The organism is Gammaproteobacteria bacterium (assembly GCA_013151035.1).
Classification (GTDB): Bacteria; Pseudomonadota; Gammaproteobacteria; order JAADJB01; family JAADJB01; genus JAADJB01.
Map to the genome: position 1 here is coordinate 1 of JAADJB010000020.1, position 16,286 is coordinate 16,286.

Sequence of the window (16,286 nt, forward strand, 5' to 3'; positions counted from 1 at the left end):
AGGTCTTTGACTTTAAGAGTGGAAGGCGGGGTTTCCCCGCCAACCCTCAAAAGAATTGAAACGGGTCGCAATAGCGACCCGTTTTTTATTTCAGATTCTTGGTGCGCAGTGCGCACCCTACAGCTGATTCCTGCCTGCGCGGGAATGACAGTGCCTCTTGTCATCCTCGCGAATGCGGGGATCCTGAAAATACTTCTGTTAGCCCAAAGCTGTAATGTCCCCTTTGACCCAAGTTAAAATGTCCCCTTTTGAAATGGGAAGGGGCTATGACAAAGGAGATAATCACATTGAGTCATCAGGAACTTGATCGGTTGTCGGTCATTCAGACCACAACAAACCATCAGATCACGCAGATTCAAGCCACACAACATCTTAAGATCAGTGCCCGGCAGGTTAAACGTCTGGTTCGTGCTTATCGGAGCCAAGGGGCATCAGGGCTGGTTTCCGGCCACCGGGGTAAAGTCTCTAATAACCGAATTCCAGAGACCGTTCGTCAACAAGCCCTGGCACTCATTCATGAACACTATGCAGATTTCTCACCCACCTTTGCGCATGAGAAGCTCATCGAACGGCATGGTTACCGGTTTTCCGTAGAGACCCTACGTCAATGGATGATGACCGCTGGACTCTGGCAAGGTAAATCCAGAAAAAAGGCCTCGGTTCATCAGCGGCGGCCACGTCGCCCCTGTCGAGGTGAGTTGATACAGATTGATGGCTCACCCCATGCCTGGTTTGAGGAACGAGGGCCCTACTGTACGCTCATCGTCTTTATAGTGATAAACACGCGATATTCCGGGTTAATCATCCCAATAAAGAAGGCGAAATCACACCGTTTACCCGTGCATTAAAAACCCTGGATATTGAACCTATCCATGCTAATACACCCCAGGCTAAAGGGCGCGTCGAACGCGTCAATCAAACCCTACAGGATCGACGGGTTAAAGAAATGCGATTACAAGGTATTGATACCATTGAACAGGCAAATGATTGGCTTCCCACCTTTATCAAGGATTACAACCAACGTTTTGCGGTCGACCCCCAACACCCGCATGATGCGCACCGTGAGGTATTGCATAGTAAGGAAGATATGGCACTCATCCTTAGTCGGCACCATACCCGTAAGCTTTCAAAGAACCTGACATGCCAGTTTCATAATACCGAGTATCAGCTTCAAGGCTATGGCAAGGGTTATCGACTCAGAGGGGCCACAATCACCGTTTGCGAGGGCTTCGATGGGCATGTCACCCTTCTGCATAAAGGACGCGCCATGACCTACCGTCGATTACAACAGGGAGAAATGCCTATCCCTATTGCCGATGATAAATCCGTGCAGCATGTCGTTGAACAGGCCAAGCAACGACAACAACAAAAGTCGGGTTATAAGCCCGCCGTCGATCATCCCTGGCGACGTTATTCAGTCGATTCCACTTCCTGATAAAGGGGACATCTCTAAATGGTTTAAAAGGGGACATTTCTACTTTGGGTTGACATCCTGAAAATACTTCTGTTTCAATCACCCATACTCATTTATAATGTCAATAAAATAATCCCTGTAATCTTCACAGCGAACAAAATATGACAAATCAAGCAAATAACTGGATCAAACTGGCATTCATTACTCTGTTCAACCTGCTTATCACCCATGCGGCTATTGCTGACGAACAGACACCCATTAGCGACAACAATAATGCCTACCAGATTCAGGCAGGCGATATGCTGCTTATCTCGGTATGGAAGGAAGAAGACCTCAACCGTGAAATCCTGGTGCAGCCTGACAACAGCATCAGTTTCCCATTGATAGGTAATCTATCCACTCATGGGCTAAGCGTAACGGCATTACAAACGCTACTAAAAGACAAAATCGGGACATACATCCCTGACCCTGTTATTACTGTCGCCGTACGCCAGCCGACCGGTAACAAGATCTATGTTATCGGCAAGGTTCAACGCTCGGGTGAATTTATTGCCACACGGCGCATGGATGTGATGCAGGCACTCAGTATGGCGGGAGGCACGACCCCCTTTGCATCATTGAATAACATCAAGATATTACGCCGTACCGGCAGCCAACAGATTGCTATTCCCTTTCGTTATGGCGACGTTGAGGATGGTGAAAAACTGGAGCAAAACATTATATTGAAGAGCGGTGATATCGTTGTGGTGCCGTAAACCAGCCTGTCTTTCTGGTAGCCTTATACTCATGCTCTTATCACCTGCGGCTCAAACAGCCGAGTGGTCGTTATCGCCTTATATAACCAGCACCATCGGCTATAACGACAATCAGCTCTACTCAGCTAGAGTCAAAACCCCCTCATCTGTAGTCCGAATAAAACCAGGCATAACCTTTTCTCGAGCGACAGAAAAGGGGATGATCAGTGGCATTTTAAACCTGAGCGTGAGCCAATATGCCGCGAAAACCGTCAGGGATAGCAAAAATTACAATCTCACGCTATCCAGTAATCATCAATACAGTGAACGCAGTGCTCTAAATCTTAAGATCAAAAGCCTGCGTGAGACCTCTCAAGAAAATGATATTGGCACCGTCACACCCGAGCGCAGACAACGTAATCAGCAAACGATTAACCCCAGCTGGAGCTACAATCTGACACAAAAGATATTCTTATCGCTCAATTACCAATACGGGCAAACCCGTTATAGCGGCTATAGCACCCTGACTGATTACAATATTCACAACCTGACCACAGGGCTGAATTATTCCTACAATGCACGTAACCAGTTCGGTATCAATATCGCATCGAGCCTCTATAGCAGCGGCGAAAACATCTTCATTAATAGTGGGGCTATATCAACATCCAACTATGATCTATCCGCCGTCTATGCACATGATTTTTCTGAAACATTTAATGCTTCCGCATCAATAGGCAGCCGCTATACAGAGAACACCCGCACCGCTGGCTTCATATTTGCTGGTAACCTTATTAATGTTAACGAATACACCCTATACGGATCAGGAATGACCTTCTCTGGCTCACTCAAAAAACAATTTCAGAAAGTCTTACTCAATGCCAAGCTATCGCGTAATGTATCACCGAGCTCCACCGGTGGCATGTCATTAAATGATAATATCAGTGTTACAAGCAATTACTCATGGGATGAGAAACTTTCTTTTAATCTGGGGTTCGCATCCAGCTTTATACAAAACAACAATATTAATACCACTATTTCCGACCGATCATCGCTGCGCCTCCTGTTGGGGATGAGCTGGAAATTTAACAAACAACTACGACTAGGATTAAATTATTCACATCGGCGCCAGGATAATGGCTACGGCGACGGTTATGCTCCCATTAACAATATCGATCTGCGTCTGGAATACCGTCCCGTAAAGACATCAATATCAAGATAAATCAACCAGTTAACGAAAATATAAAAATATAGCTTAAACTTATCAAAAAATGTGCCAATATAACTCTCGAACCTAAATATACAGAACACTAAAAGACACCTCTATGGAAGAACAAACAAAAGAACTCAGTGAATACCTTGACGCATTCAAACGTCGTCGCGGTCTAATCCTTATTGTTACAATGGCGATTAGCATTATAGGTATCGCTGTTGCAATGCTCCTGCCACCCAGCTACAAATCTTCGGCAACCATTCTGATTGAGGCACAGGAGATACCGCAAGATCTCATTCGCTCTACCGTCACCAGTTATGCCAGTGAGCGCATCCAGGTCATCAGTCAGCGTGTAATGACCCGTAAAAACCTCCTGGAACTGGTTGATAAATATAATCTGTACGCAGATCGCCGCAAGAAAGAAACCACTGAAGAAATTGTTGGCCGTATGCGTGAAAACATTGATCTGAATATGATTCAATCCGATGTTATCACCCCAGGCAGCGGTTCAATGACGGCCACTATCGCCTTCACCCTCAGCTACACGGGCGAAAACCCGGCTATGGTACAAAAGGTAACCAGTGAGCTGACTTCACTCTACCTGAACGAAAATCTCAAGACCCGTACCGAAAAAACAGCGGAAACCTACCAATTCCTAACGGCCGAGTCTGAACGCCTGAGTAACCGTATTGGGGAATTAGACAAGAGCCTGGCTGATTTTAAGGAAATCAATCTCCATCGCCTGCCCGAACTCAAGAGCCTGAACATGCAGTTAATGGAGCGCACCGAGGCTAACCTGCGTGATACAGAGAATCAAATACGCGCCTCCGAGGGGCAAAAACGTTATATTGAAGGTCAGTTGGCAACCATACTACCCAATGCCCCTGCATTGGGTAGTATGGCTATAACTGACCCACTGGTTCGCTTGAAAATACTACGCGTAGAACTCCTGAGTGCCTCAACAAAATATACCGAAGGACACCCGGATCTAATTGCACTACAACGTCAGGTACGCGCACTGGAAGAAGAGACCGGTGACCTCAGTGGATCGTCCCTCGAAGATGAACGCATCAAGGAATTACGCAGTGAATTAATTACCCTGAAGGAACGTTACTCCGATACCCACCCTGATATTGTTAAACTCAAGCGTGAGCTCAAGGATCTGGAACGCAAGGCAAAATCCAAAGTAGAGCATGTCGAGAATATAGATGATATTACCAATCCAGCCTATATCTCTCTGCATACCCAATTAGAAACCATCAACAGTGAGATCCATGCGTTACAGGAACGTAAAGAAGACTTGCAAAGCAAAATGCTGGATTATGAACAACGTCTGATTGAGACACCTCAGGTCGAGCGTGCCTTTAGCGCCTTATCCAGAGACTATGACAATACTGTCGCGCGCTACCAGGAGATTAAGGCCAAGGAATTAGAGGCTCGTATTGCCCAGAAACTAGAGCAGGAACGCAAGGGAGAACGTTTCACCCTGATTGAACCGCCCCAGTTCCCGGAAGAACCTACCAGCCCTAATCGCCCTGGAATTATCTTTATTAGTATCGTACTGGCACTGGGTTGTGGTGTTGGCAGTGCCGCCTTGCTGGAGGCTCTTGATGATGCCATTCGCAGCCCTCGTGCCGTTGCCAACATTCTGACCGCAGCTCCGTTGGCATCCATTCCACTGACACTGGATCCGGGCGAGATTCTAAAGCGACCCAAACGTCGCTGGTGGATACTCCTCGCACTTATTATTACTGCCATTACCGGCGCACTTATTATTCACTTTTTTGTAACGCCACTTGATGTACTCTGGTTCAGGGCGCTACGCAAGATTGATCGCATAACAGATCTATAGGAAGTCAGGACACCCCAATGGAACGAATCAAACAAGCACTAGAAAAGGCGCGTCTGGAACGCGAAAGCGGTCAAACCAATCGCTCGCGTATCCAGGCTGATGCTCCCGAAGCCAATCCTGAAACGGATGTTATCAGTTACACCAATACCAAGACCGTCTCTGTTTCCAGAGAGGATTTGCGCAAGAAACATATTGTCAGTGGCTATGAGTCCGGTCAATTTACTGATGCCTACAAGATGCTGCGCACCCAGGTATTGCACCGTCTCGAAAAAAATGACTGGAATGTACTTGCTGTTACCAGCCCTAAAGAAGGTGAAGGCAAGACTCTAACGGCAATCAATCTTGCTATTAGTATCGCCATGGAGGTTAGCTACACCGTATTACTGGTCGATGCCAACCTGCGCCACCCCAGTATCCACGAATACTTCGATATTCCTTCCAACAAAGGTCTCAGCGATTATCTGCTGGATCCCTCAATATCATTACCTGAACTACTGGTGCACCCGGAAGAAAGTGAAAACGTGGTGATTCTACCGGCTGGCAGCCCGCAGATAAATTCATCCGAGATGTTGAGTTCGCCGCGCATGCAGCACCTGGTGGAGGATATGAAATCTTACTACAAGAAAAGAATTATCATCTTTGATTTACCACCCGTACTCACGACACCGGATACGCTCGCCTTTATGCCCCACATGGATGCTGCATTAATCGTACTTGAAAATGGTAAAACCAGTATCCGAAGCCTCAAGGATACCATGCCATTACTGGATCATATCAATGTCATTGGCACCGTCCTGAACAAGACACCCAGCCCAATAGCTTAATTGGTTTTTATTTATGTATGAATCATTTTATGGTCTAAAGGAAAAACCCTTTTCCCTGTTGCCTGACCCCTCATTTCTATATATGAGCAGTAAGCATCGCATGGCGTTGGTAATGCTTGAATATGGTCTGATGAATCAGGCAGGGTTTACTGTTATTAGTGGTGGGATTGGCACCGGCAAGACCACGCTGATTCGGCACCTGCTCAATAATATGGATCAGGAACATACCGTCGGTCTGTTATCGAATACACACAGCTCATTTGGTGAATTACTGCAATGGATACTGTTATCCTTTGGTATCAAGCATACCGGCGATGACAAGGCGAGCATGTATCAGGACTTCATCAACTTTGTCATCAATGAATATGCTCACAAGCGCCGCACCGTTCTGATTGTCGACGAAGCGCAGAATATGTCTGCCGAGACCCTGGAAGAGCTACGCATGTTATCCAATGTGAATGCCGACAAGGATCAGGTATTACAAATCATCCTGGTGGGTCAGAAAGAGTTACGGGAGACACTGCAACGCCCTGACCTGGTACAGTTTGCCCAGCGCGTTGCCTCAGACTATCATCTTGAAGGACTCAGTGAAGAAGAGACAGCGACCTATATCCGTCACCGTCTCACAGTGGTTGGTGCCACCGATGAAGGTATATTCGACGACGCTGCCTGCAAGGAAGTCTATAGGAATACCGGCGGAGTCCCCCGTTTAATCAATCTCCTCTGTGATACGGCACTGGTCTATGGCTTTGCGGAACAAACAGATCATATCAGTGCGGACCTGGTGGGTGAAGTTGCCCGTGAAAAACAACAGGGCGGGTTGTTTCCCAAGCCGATTGATGAGGCATAAAAAGCCTCAACACAGAACATGAATACCCTGTTTTTCAACCCCTGGCTCCACCGTATTCTGTTTATCAGTTGGGCCGCTACCATCTTCTTTATGTCTGGCAGAGCACACATAGCAACCCCGATCATTTTCCAGGCTCAGGACAAGCTTGTTCATGCAATAGCCTACGGCGCACTGGCATTTTTTCTAGCGGGTGCATTACAGCAATGGATCAAAAAAGATGGCACAAGGTTTTTCACCGCCTGCCTTGTGGTTATCCTATATGGCATTAGTGATGAGTGGCATCAATATTACACACCCGGTCGACATGCGGATATTTACGATGTCATCGCCGATGCTGTTGGCGCTATTCTGGGGGTCGGGTTGTTTTATCTTCTATCCCGGAAATGATGGTGCGCGGTGCGCGCACCCTACCTTTATAAACCCTGAAGGATATCGGCAAAGCTATCAATGCCGTTAAACTCTTCGGTATCCTTATCGGCCTTCATGGTATCGGGTTTACGCACAGCCAGTAGATGCTGAATACCGTATTGCTGTGCTGAACGTAGCACGGAAAGGCTATCATCCACAAACAAGGTGCGCTGTGGATCAAAGGGATGCTGCTCTCTTAATTTATCCCAGAAGGCAGCTTCTTCCTTCGGCATCCCGAGATCATGGGCACAAATAATATGATCGAAATAAGGACTTAACTGTGTCTCTTCCATCTTTAACAGCAAGCTTTTCTGGTGTGCATTGGTCACCAGCAGAATATGTTTACCCGCCGCACGCAGGCCATCAAGAAAGGTCTTCACATGAGGCAGAATACCAATAAGATGCCGCACCTCACGCTTTAACATCTCAATATCCAGATCCAGTTCCCGGCTCCAGTAATCCAGACAATACCAATTCATGGTGCCTTCGATCTCACGAAAGGTGGTATAGAGTTGGTCTCTGGCATCACGCAGCTGCATACCATGATGCTGGGCATAACGGAGTGGCACATGTTCCTGCCAGAAATGATTATCAAAATTCAGATCCAGTAAGGTGCCATCCATATCCAGCATCACGGTATCAATCTGTGCCCAGGGCAGGTTCACTTACTTACCCCAGCGCTTGTAACGTTTTTTACAATATTTCAACAGGCTTTTATAACCATCAAAGAACAAATCAAAGCTATCTTCAGCAGGGGCATCATATTCACAATAATCATTGGTATGATCACGACAAACCAAAGGACGTGTATCATAAATACCGCAACGGCCATCATCAAGTAAATGGGTGCAGGGGTTATTGATCAGCAGATACCAACCATCCTCATCCTTATAGGCCTGGATATTCTGATGCGAGACCTGCCACAGGATATGTTCAAAATCCTGTTTGGAACGCGGGGTATCAATCTCCTGTGTAAGATAAGTACAACACTTGGAGTTGGTACACAGATCACACTTATTCTCTGTTGTAACCTTGATATTAGTTGCTACAAATTTTGCCATTAAAGTTTTCCGGAATATTGAATAACATAGCGACCGGCACGATCTGGTCTACCCAACATACTCAAGGTCTCTCTCAGGTTGGCATCGGCTGACTTGCGTGGTTTTACGCTACCCTTTAATTGATAGCTATTGCTCAGTTTATTCAGCGTCAGATCAATATCAACATCCAGTGTGCCATCGACATCCTTGATAGCCGCCAACACATCCTTCTCATCCGTACCAAGATCCATTTGTATCTGTTTCAAGGGCACCAGGAACGGTCGCTGCATGACCGCTTCCTGCCAGATAATACGACCCTCCAGTTGTTGCACGAGGGCATCAGAAAAAACCAGCGCCTGAATATCCAGTTGTAATGTGCCTGCCAGTTTCACCAGCGGAAATTGCTGATTAATAAATTGCGTCCCCAGCAATGCCTGTACATCCTGAAGATAAAAATCACCGCTCAGGTGACGACCGAGCAATAGCTCACCGCCGCCATCAGGAGTCTGAAAAAACACCTTATACTCAATAGCACCCGTTAATAATGCCAAAGGTTGTAGCTGCCAGACCACAGGTCCGAGCATGATATCTTTATATTGTAGTTTGTCGACCTGTCCAGACCACACGCTACCTTCCATATTAGCACTGCGTAATTGATCGGCATCCCCTTGCACCCACGACACTAATTGAGCCATAGGAAACTGCATTACAAAAAAGACTAAAAATGAGATAACAGCCAGCATCAGCAGGCGTAATGTCTTACCCACTATATCGCTCCTTGCAACACAATACGCGCATCAACCAGCCCTTTATTATTCTTGCGCTCAAGGGTAACAATATTAGCTGTCATCTGATAGTTGTCATCCATTGTTACCATCCATTTCATCAGTAGATCAAAATCGACTGCCTCCAGCCAGACCTTAACCGCATCCTTACCATCCGGCTCAACACGTTTAACGCTATCACCAAGACCTGCCGTGCGGGTAGACTTGTCCACAATGGACAACATGGAACGACCGCTTGTGGCGGTCTTGTTCTTCACTGAAGCGGGTACACGGCGCTGACTTAACACCTCATCAGCCGCTGTACGCATCCAGACGATTGAGGCACGTTCAATCTTCAGGCCTTTCTGCAGATTCCTCAGATCATCTTCCAGTGGCAACCAGAACAACAGATAAGGCAATAAGACCAGTGCCAGTAAGCCGCCTGTAATTAACATGCGACGTTCGCGTAAATCCAGTTGCTGATACCACTCCTTCACGACTGCCTCCCGCGTATCCTGATCCGGCCCTGAACCTTCTGCCCAGCATCCGATGTTGCCGACTGAATCTCGACCTGTAACATCTTTGTCACTTCCAGCGCCTGTTTGAAGTCATCCAGTATTTGCAAATTATCAACCACCAAATCCAGATCCAGGCGGCCATCACGGAAACTACTACCGTTTAATTGCACACCCTGTTGTTTTTGTAAAACCGATCCCATCTGTGCCATTAACTCAAGAAAACCAATATTGCCTGCCTGCGGTGAACCACGCCTGATCTTCTTTAAGCCCTGTTCCATCTGTACCTTTGGATTGACGATACGTTTGGCTTGCGGGAAGGCGCGTTTATATTCCTGTCGCATCTGTTGAGCTAATTCAATCTTTTCTGCTTTAAGGATTTTATACAAGGCGATCTCTTGACCAATAGAGAGCAATAAGGCGACCACCAACAAGGCGGCAACACTACGCCACGGCCGTAATAACTTACCAAGCTGTTCACTACGACTAAAACTACCTTGTAACAAATTAATCAGGGTAACATCAGCAGGTGGATTTAAACGCTTCAGTAATTGATCCGGTTCCAGTTGATGATGCTGAATCTCGCAATCGGCCAACAGCGATTCATCCGGCAACCCTACTGCGTTGTCTGACCATAGATTAATCTGTGCAGGGGCTTGCTCACTATCCTGTAGCGATAACTGCAACTGCAAATCAAGTCCTGATGCCTCAAACACCACACCCTGATACGCGCCATTACGCAAGATCATCCATTGTTCATCCAGCCATAAAGACCAACTGTCCGGTGTATACTCCAGTGCCAACATCTCTGGAATAAGTGTGTCCGGATGAATATCACATTCCTGTAACTGCTTCAGCCAGATATCCATACAGGCTCTGGATACCACAGCAACAGGATAAGCCCCGTCTGCCAGACGACTCCCCAGGGCAAAATGAAGGTCGCTAACATCACTGGCAAATTGTTCTTCCAGGGCGTAAGGGATCGCACGCAGGATACGCTGACGACTCTGACTAGGGATGCTAACCTGGGTTAAAACCACATCGCTACCGGGCACCAGAACCTGCACCCGTCGACCACTGGCCAAGGGCGTGATCTCAAGCCAGGGCATGAGAGCATGACTGGCCGCGACATTCCCACTTTGATCCAGCACTAATACATCGGCATGTTGAGCCAATGCATCCTGCTGTAGTCTTATTATCAGTGTTTCACGCATAAGCTGATAATTATCCCTTATCTATGCGCGTTATGGAACCTCTAATCAAGCTTGTTGGGTTACACTGCGCACTCTGTCATCCTCGCGAATGCGGGGATCTATTGGTTTATGGATTCCCGAGTGCGCGGGAATGACAGGGTAGCTAATCTTTAACACCAAGGCTACGTCGCCATACCACAGGGGGCTTATCCTGGCCTTCACGGCGCTGAACCAGGCTATACATCCGTGTGACCCCATCACCGATATACGCCTCGGCAGTGATCATAAAATAATCACTTGCCAACGACAGCCCTTCCGGGCTCAAGCCTTCACGTCCCGCCAGCGCATCATTCTGAAGAAAGGCCTCTACGCTTTCAAAACCCTCCTCCGTGCGCGCCTCAAGTAATGCCTCAACATCACCCTCGGTAACCCCCTCAAACAGGCTACGCAATACCATAGGATTAGCTGTATTAATATTGATATTACTATTAATGTTGGTTTTATCCACCGGTAACACACAGACATAGCGGCTAATCTTGTTCATCACCTTACGAGAAAAACCCTTAACCAGGCGTAATTCACTGATGCTAACCAGGGCACGATTGGCACTCCGATAAGGACGATCCAGAGACAAATAATAATCATCTTCCGCACCCGTCGGGAAACGCACTTCTATATCAACATCAATCCAGTCAATCAAGGCATCGGTGAGTTGTGGATCAACACCCAGATAAGAAAAAAGGCGCTGCAACCGCTGCACGATCAGAGCCACAGGTTTTTTGCCACTGACAATATTATTCAGATTAAAGCAGCCATTCAGATCACGAATAGCACCAATGACATAGCCGCCATCAACAGGCAATGGTGGCAGGGAGCTCGCCCAGAATTCATTGAGGTGATCCTTGTTACCATCGCGCTGATCCCTTAACAAAATAATACGCGCCCATTCCTCTATCCCCTGTGCATAGGTATAGGCCTGATCCATCGCCACCATATTACTGGTTCGATGGATATCCATCTGCTGACTGGACACCATCGACACCGCAGCAATCGCTGCCATTGCCGTTACCAGCATGGTAATCACCAGGGCAACACCCCGTTGCTTGCCAAAACGACTATTCATGGCACCTGAAACAACCAGTTAATACGCTCCTGTTGCAAAAGTTTGATCTCAACCTCGGCAACAATAATCTTTACCGCAGATGAACGCTGTGTCAGTGACTGTGGTGGCCATTGACTATGCCATTTTTTTTGGTCATCCATCAAACGCACAGAAAACTCCTCGACCTTATCCATTATCACCAGATCCAGTGGCGGGCTATCCTGGGCACGATCAAGCACCAGCCAATAGCGCCGAATCAATTCTTCATCACGCACAAACCATGCAACACGTTGTAGAGTGCTACGTGGTCGCCCCAAAGGATTGCTCCAGCCCGCTCGAGTCAACTCAATAAAGCCTCTATCATTCACCAATATGGCGGGGGTCGAATCGCCAAACTCATTACGCACCGGACGACCCACAATCTGCTCAATATCCCGCTGCATTGCCCGGTATAACAGCTGCATTCGTTGCATCGCCTGGGCATGCCTATCGGTACTATTACGGTTTTGCAATACCGTATGCAGACCACCATAGGCCATAGCAGCGATAAGAGAGAAAATCGCCAGTGACACCAGCAGCTCTAACAGCGTAAAACCTCGATAGCGAACGCCTTGCTGAAACATCATGGTAAACGCGCCTTAAAACCGGATAGATTCGCCAGCACCACTTCATCATCCTGTTCCAGACCCACCTCAATATCCAAACGACGTAAATCCTGATCCGGGGTCTGTGATACCTTGAGTTGCCACGACCATTCCTGACCACCCCACTCCTCAACCCCGGTTTTGGTTGATATTGATGGCCATTGCTTTGACATACGAAACCCCACCAGGAGATTGCGTGCCACCCAGTGTGCTTCAGTACGTTTCTGTAGATAGACCTGATTACTCACATACTGGCTACTCGCCTGAATAATAGCGGCCATCGAGATCGCCAGCACAGCAAGAGCAACCAGGATTTCAATCAAGGTAAAACCGTTCTGCTTATTAAGCGAGGGATATCTCATCATGGCAGGTTCGAATTAATACGCTCCATGCTCAATTGACCCAGAGGTGTAGCAATAACCCGAAAGCTAATCATTGTCTCTTGTGCACGAAAATCAACTGAAAACGGTGTTATTTCACCACTGGACAAGATAAAAATCATCGGTTTTTTAATCTGTAACTGATCTTCATCTTCATCCTTATCCAGATCAAAGCCAGGATCCATATTAACTTCAAGTGCCTCAATGGATAATTTCAAATTAACACCATTGGGTAATTTACGCGCACGCAATGTGTTGTTATTAACCACATCTATCCAGTTGTCATTATTCAGAACCATGAAGGAATAACCGGTATCCTCAAAGCGGATACCCCACTCCTGAGTACGCAACACAGATTGTTCACCCGCATACCCGATCAATGCAAGCAGACGTTTTGCCTCACGTTCCAGCTCGACAGAACGCGAATCACCCCCTATCGACAAGACAGCAAAGCTCATGACAATCCCGATTAACAGAACCACCACTAATAACTCCAGCAGGGTAAAACCGGATTCAGAACCTGATGTACGAAACCGCATGACGACGTTCTAAACTACTGCAGATTCCAGTTACCGATATCGTCATCACTAGCAACACCATCAATCCCCAGCGAATAGATATCAATCGCTCCATTAGAACCTGGGCTCAGGTAGAGATATTCATTGCCCCACGGATCCATCGGCAGACGATCCATGTAAGGTCCTCCCTTACGATTGGAGTCCCCTGCACCCGACAACAATGACTCCAGACCTTCATCTGTAGAGGGATAGCGATAATTATCCAGTCGATACAGATTTAATGCCGACTCCAGCGCACGAACGTCCTGTTTAGCTTTGGTAATACGCGCCTGATCCGGTCTATCCATCACCCGAGGCACAACAATGGCTGCCAGAATCCCCAGGATAACAACCACCACCATAATTTCAATCAAGGTGAAGCCCGCATTTTTATTCATTGTTACATTCATATTATTTTCCATACCCATTACTTTAAACTCAAGAGTCAGGAGTTGCTCGTCTCTGTTAGCGACAGGCAACTCCTGACTCAAACTTACCAAGCACACAAAAAACCATTATATCATCTTTAACAACTACCTGAGCCACCTGTAAGCATGCTCTTCATTGATACTCTTACCGAGAACAGCCTTAAATACAAAACGATGATTACCCGACTCCATCTGCTCCCATTTATCACTCAAAAAACCGACATTACCAAAAAAACCAGGCTGACCACCGAGAGCATCCTTAGCCAGTGCATCATCTTTCAAATAGGTATACATACCAATCGGCATGTTATCCAGTGGGTTCATGGAAAAATAAAATTGCCCTTCATGGCTAACCACACCAATCCTTACATCCTCCATACCATTAAAGGCTTCCTTATCACGACCAGGAATACCATCTATTGTTATCGGTTTACTCAAGCCCTTGTGATGTATCTCAATGCGACTATGATTATTCCAGTCCATTGTGGAGTAGGTCTTTATCGCTGATAAAAACACCCCAGGCGAAAAAGGAATGTTTAACAGGGTATTCATATAAAGAGAATTGACATTTACGATATAGTCCATATACACCGTTGGTGCCTCCAACTGGAATACAATTCTGACATTGTTACTTGTTCTCCGAATCACACGCACCGGTCCGTCGATCACACCAATCAACCTGGAAAAATAATCTCTTTGTGTCTTCTTAAATGAGAACAAGCCTAAAAATCGCCCGCTATGAATCAATTGCATGGTATCCAGGACATCTTCTCCATATTGATTATTCTCATTGTCCCACCAATGAATATCCTCGATTAACATCGGTTTTTTTTGCGAGAATACAAGTCTAAAATCCTGCGTGGTAATGGCATCCGTTGCCGGATCATAGCTGACATAATCGACATAGCTTGAGGTCAACGCCTCTTGTTGATCGATCAGCGCATAGACACAACCATCTCTGCCATTTTCTTTATCATGAATGCACAATGCCGCATGATGATAGCGTTGCAAAAAGGCATCGCTGGAATCCACCTGTTCTCCGAGATCGGTACCCATAAATGAAATAAGCTCATTTGCACCGATTATTTTTTCCAGACTAAAGCCAAATTCAAACTCACCCGCATCATTTCTAAAATCAATCTGAAACGGAATGGCCTGCCAACTATTTCTAATAAAACGGTAGATAAAAACATGGTGGCTGTAATGGCCTTGCAAGACAGGAAACTGTGAGACATCCAATGTAATGGGTTCAAATTCATTAATTGAATAATCAATGATGGTTTCGTTTGCCTGCGATAATAGTGGCAGGCTTGAGATAAAAACAATTATTAGAAGTAGCAATCTCATCATTACTGTCTCATTAACATATTATTTCCACAAAAAACCAATGGTGCGTAGTACGCACCCTACCCGTCTGTCCCGTACACATAGATTCCCGTATAAGCCTTGTCATTCCCGCGCAGGCAGGAATCCAGTGTTACAATACGATATGACAAATCAAAAAAAAACACCCGTAACACTATGCTTTTCCGGCCATGATCCCAGCGGTGGTGCTGGCCTACAGGCTGATATCGAGGCGATAACAGCCCACGGCGGACATGCCTGCACCATTGTAACGGCACTGACCACACAAGACACCCGTAATATCCAGCACTGTGAACCGGTCTCGGCTGACAAGCTAATCCAGCAAGCCCACACCCTGCTGGATGATATTAATATTGCGGCTATCAAGATTGGGCTATTGGGTAGCCTGGAGATCATTGAGGCTATTGCTGGCATTTTGCAAGAAATCGAGACTATTCCGGTAATTCTTGACCCCGTACTACGCGCAGGAGGTGGCACCTCAATCAGTGATCAGGACATGTGTGATGCCATCAAACAACAGTTATTACCCCTTAGTCACATTGTCACACCTAATAGCGAAGAGGCACGGCATCTGTTTCCAGCAGCAGAGACACTGGATCAATGTGCCCAGGAGATGATTAACGCTGGCTGCCCCTGGGTACTCATTACCGGTGGACACGAACCCGGTCAACATATCATTAACACCCTGTATAACGAACAGGGTATCGCCGAACAAAGTACCTGGGACAGGCTTGCTGGTGAATATCACGGCTCTGGTTGCACCTTAGCTGCCAGCATTGCCAGCCTGATCGCACAGGGTATGGACACGGTGATTGCCAGCAACGAAGCACAGCATTACACCTGGGAGTGCCTCAACCATGCCCGACGTATTGGACAAGGACAAGGCATCCCGAATCGTTTGTTCTGGGCACAGGAATAACACAAAAAATTCATTATTCATAATATATTAGGCATTATTAAATATATAGCCTATAATTCCTAATATATTAGGTTTTATGGGTCACCA

18 protein-coding genes and 1 pseudogene are annotated in these 16,286 nt (G+C 46.7%); 8 read left to right on the top strand and 11 right to left on the bottom strand.

Features of this window, described 5'->3' with window-relative positions:
* Positions 1-266: 266 nt before the first annotated feature.
* The 7 genes and pseudogenes from GXP22_04935 (at position 267) to GXP22_04965 (ending at position 7,271) form a co-directional block, all read left to right on the top strand.
* A pseudogene (locus GXP22_04935) lies at positions 267-1,488 on the top strand (transposase).
* A gap of 87 nt (positions 1,489-1,575) precedes the next feature.
* Positions 1,576-2,169, top strand: coding sequence for a polysaccharide export protein (locus GXP22_04940; protein NOX08825.1), 594 nt, complete (start codon positions 1,576-1,578; stop codon positions 2,167-2,169).
* 199 nt (positions 2,170-2,368) lie between these two features.
* The gene (locus GXP22_04945; protein NOX08826.1) at positions 2,369-3,367 is read left to right on the top strand and encodes a hypothetical protein; all 999 of its coding nucleotides are present in this window, start codon (positions 2,369-2,371) and stop codon (positions 3,365-3,367) included.
* 103 nt (positions 3,368-3,470) lie between these two features.
* Positions 3,471-5,210: a lipopolysaccharide biosynthesis protein gene (locus tag GXP22_04950; GenBank protein NOX08827.1), complete on the top strand. Its 1,740-nt coding sequence runs from the start codon at positions 3,471-3,473 to the stop codon at positions 5,208-5,210.
* A gap of 17 nt (positions 5,211-5,227) precedes the next feature.
* Positions 5,228-6,034 (top strand): CpsD/CapB family tyrosine-protein kinase, encoded by an 807-nt coding sequence (locus GXP22_04955; GenBank protein ID NOX08828.1) that lies wholly within the window; start codon positions 5,228-5,230, stop codon positions 6,032-6,034.
* A 13-nt stretch (positions 6,035-6,047) separates the two neighbouring features.
* Positions 6,048-6,884, top strand: a complete 837-nt coding sequence (locus GXP22_04960; GenBank protein NOX08829.1) for an AAA family ATPase — start codon at positions 6,048-6,050, stop codon at positions 6,882-6,884.
* Positions 6,885-6,902: 18 nt separating this feature from the next.
* Positions 6,903-7,271 carry a VanZ family protein gene (locus GXP22_04965; GenBank protein ID NOX08830.1) on the top strand — a complete coding sequence of 123 codons (369 nt, stop codon included), beginning with the start codon at positions 6,903-6,905 and terminating at the stop codon, positions 7,269-7,271.
* A gap of 26 nt (positions 7,272-7,297) precedes the next feature.
* On the opposite strand, the gene yrfG is transcribed toward GXP22_04965, so the two are convergent.
* The 11 genes from yrfG to GXP22_05020 form a co-directional block, all read right to left on the bottom strand.
* Positions 7,298-7,924 (bottom strand): GMP/IMP nucleotidase, encoded by a 627-nt coding sequence (gene yrfG, locus GXP22_04970; protein NOX08831.1) that lies wholly within the window; start codon positions 7,922-7,924, stop codon positions 7,298-7,300.
* Positions 7,925-7,957: 33 nt separating this feature from the next.
* Complete coding sequence (locus GXP22_04975) at positions 7,958-8,353, bottom strand: YkgJ family cysteine cluster protein (GenBank protein NOX08832.1); 396 nt, start codon at positions 8,351-8,353, stop codon at positions 7,958-7,960.
* Positions 8,353-9,099: a type II secretion system protein N gene (locus tag GXP22_04980; protein NOX08833.1), complete on the bottom strand. Its 747-nt coding sequence runs from the start codon at positions 9,097-9,099 to the stop codon at positions 8,353-8,355. Before GXP22_04980 ends, GXP22_04975 begins: the two co-directional genes overlap by 1 nt.
* Positions 9,099-9,593 (bottom strand): type II secretion system protein M, encoded by a 495-nt coding sequence (locus tag GXP22_04985; protein NOX08834.1) that lies wholly within the window; start codon positions 9,591-9,593, stop codon positions 9,099-9,101. Before GXP22_04985 ends, GXP22_04980 begins: the two co-directional genes overlap by 1 nt.
* Positions 9,590-10,825 (bottom strand): type II secretion system protein GspL, encoded by a 1,236-nt coding sequence (gene gspL, locus GXP22_04990; GenBank protein ID NOX08835.1) that lies wholly within the window; start codon positions 10,823-10,825, stop codon positions 9,590-9,592. Before gspL ends, GXP22_04985 begins: the two co-directional genes overlap by 4 nt.
* A gap of 142 nt (positions 10,826-10,967) precedes the next feature.
* Positions 10,968-11,927 (bottom strand): type II secretion system minor pseudopilin GspK, encoded by a 960-nt coding sequence (gene gspK, locus GXP22_04995; protein ID NOX08836.1) that lies wholly within the window; start codon positions 11,925-11,927, stop codon positions 10,968-10,970.
* Positions 11,924-12,532 (bottom strand): type II secretion system minor pseudopilin GspJ, encoded by a 609-nt coding sequence (gene gspJ / locus GXP22_05000; GenBank protein NOX08837.1) that lies wholly within the window; start codon positions 12,530-12,532, stop codon positions 11,924-11,926. Before gspJ ends, gspK begins: the two co-directional genes overlap by 4 nt.
* Positions 12,529-12,915, bottom strand: coding sequence for a type II secretion system minor pseudopilin GspI (gene gspI, locus GXP22_05005; GenBank protein ID NOX08838.1), 387 nt, complete (start codon positions 12,913-12,915; stop codon positions 12,529-12,531). Before gspI ends, gspJ begins: the two co-directional genes overlap by 4 nt.
* Entirely contained in the window at positions 12,912-13,469 is a 558-nt protein-coding gene (gene gspH, locus GXP22_05010; GenBank protein ID NOX08839.1) for a type II secretion system minor pseudopilin GspH, read from the bottom strand. Before gspH ends, gspI begins: the two co-directional genes overlap by 4 nt.
* Positions 13,470-13,483: 14 nt before the next feature.
* Complete coding sequence (gene gspG / locus GXP22_05015) at positions 13,484-13,909, bottom strand: type II secretion system major pseudopilin GspG (protein ID NOX08840.1); 426 nt, start codon at positions 13,907-13,909, stop codon at positions 13,484-13,486.
* Positions 13,910-14,020: 111 nt separating this feature from the next.
* A complete protein-coding gene (locus tag GXP22_05020; GenBank protein NOX08841.1) occupies positions 14,021-15,265 on the bottom strand; it encodes a hypothetical protein in 1,245 nt (414 codons plus the stop codon).
* 139 nt (positions 15,266-15,404) lie between these two features.
* On the opposite strand from GXP22_05020, the gene GXP22_05025 reads away from it, so the two are divergent.
* Positions 15,405-16,199 carry a hydroxymethylpyrimidine/phosphomethylpyrimidine kinase gene (locus GXP22_05025; GenBank protein ID NOX08842.1) on the top strand — a complete coding sequence of 265 codons (795 nt, stop codon included), beginning with the start codon at positions 15,405-15,407 and terminating at the stop codon, positions 16,197-16,199.
* The last annotated feature ends 87 nt before the right edge of the window (positions 16,200-16,286 follow it).

Bases quoted from the DNA above. Each gene is read 5' to 3' on its own strand.
- GXP22_04940 (NOX08825.1), top strand. From the start codon at position 1,576: ATGACAAATCAAGCAAATAACTGGATCAAACTGGCATTCATTACTCTG.
- GXP22_04945 (NOX08826.1), top strand. From the start codon at position 2,369: ATGATCAGTGGCATTTTAAACCTGAGCGTGAGCCAATATGCCGCGAAA.
- GXP22_04950 (NOX08827.1), top strand. From the start codon at position 3,471: ATGGAAGAACAAACAAAAGAACTCAGTGAATACCTTGACGCATTCAAA.
- GXP22_04955 (NOX08828.1), top strand. From the start codon at position 5,228: ATGGAACGAATCAAACAAGCACTAGAAAAGGCGCGTCTGGAACGCGAA.
- GXP22_04960 (NOX08829.1), top strand. From the start codon at position 6,048: ATGTATGAATCATTTTATGGTCTAAAGGAAAAACCCTTTTCCCTGTTG.
- GXP22_04965 (NOX08830.1), top strand. From the start codon at position 6,903: ATGAATACCCTGTTTTTCAACCCCTGGCTCCACCGTATTCTGTTTATC.
- yrfG (NOX08831.1), bottom strand. From the start codon at position 7,924: ATGCTGGATATGGATGGCACCTTACTGGATCTGAATTTTGATAATCAT.
- GXP22_04975 (NOX08832.1), bottom strand. From the start codon at position 8,353: ATGGCAAAATTTGTAGCAACTAATATCAAGGTTACAACAGAGAATAAG.
- gspL (NOX08835.1), bottom strand. From the start codon at position 10,825: ATGCGTGAAACACTGATAATAAGACTACAGCAGGATGCATTGGCTCAA.
- gspK (NOX08836.1), bottom strand. From the start codon at position 11,927: ATGAATAGTCGTTTTGGCAAGCAACGGGGTGTTGCCCTGGTGATTACC.
- gspJ (NOX08837.1), bottom strand. From the start codon at position 12,532: ATGATGTTTCAGCAAGGCGTTCGCTATCGAGGTTTTACGCTGTTAGAG.
- gspI (NOX08838.1), bottom strand. From the start codon at position 12,915: ATGATGAGATATCCCTCGCTTAATAAGCAGAACGGTTTTACCTTGATT.
- gspH (NOX08839.1), bottom strand. From the start codon at position 13,469: ATGCGGTTTCGTACATCAGGTTCTGAATCCGGTTTTACCCTGCTGGAG.
- gspG (NOX08840.1), bottom strand. From the start codon at position 13,909: ATGGAAAATAATATGAATGTAACAATGAATAAAAATGCGGGCTTCACC.
- GXP22_05020 (NOX08841.1), bottom strand. From the start codon at position 15,265: ATGATGAGATTGCTACTTCTAATAATTGTTTTTATCTCAAGCCTGCCA.
- GXP22_05025 (NOX08842.1), top strand. From the start codon at position 15,405: ATGACAAATCAAAAAAAAACACCCGTAACACTATGCTTTTCCGGCCAT.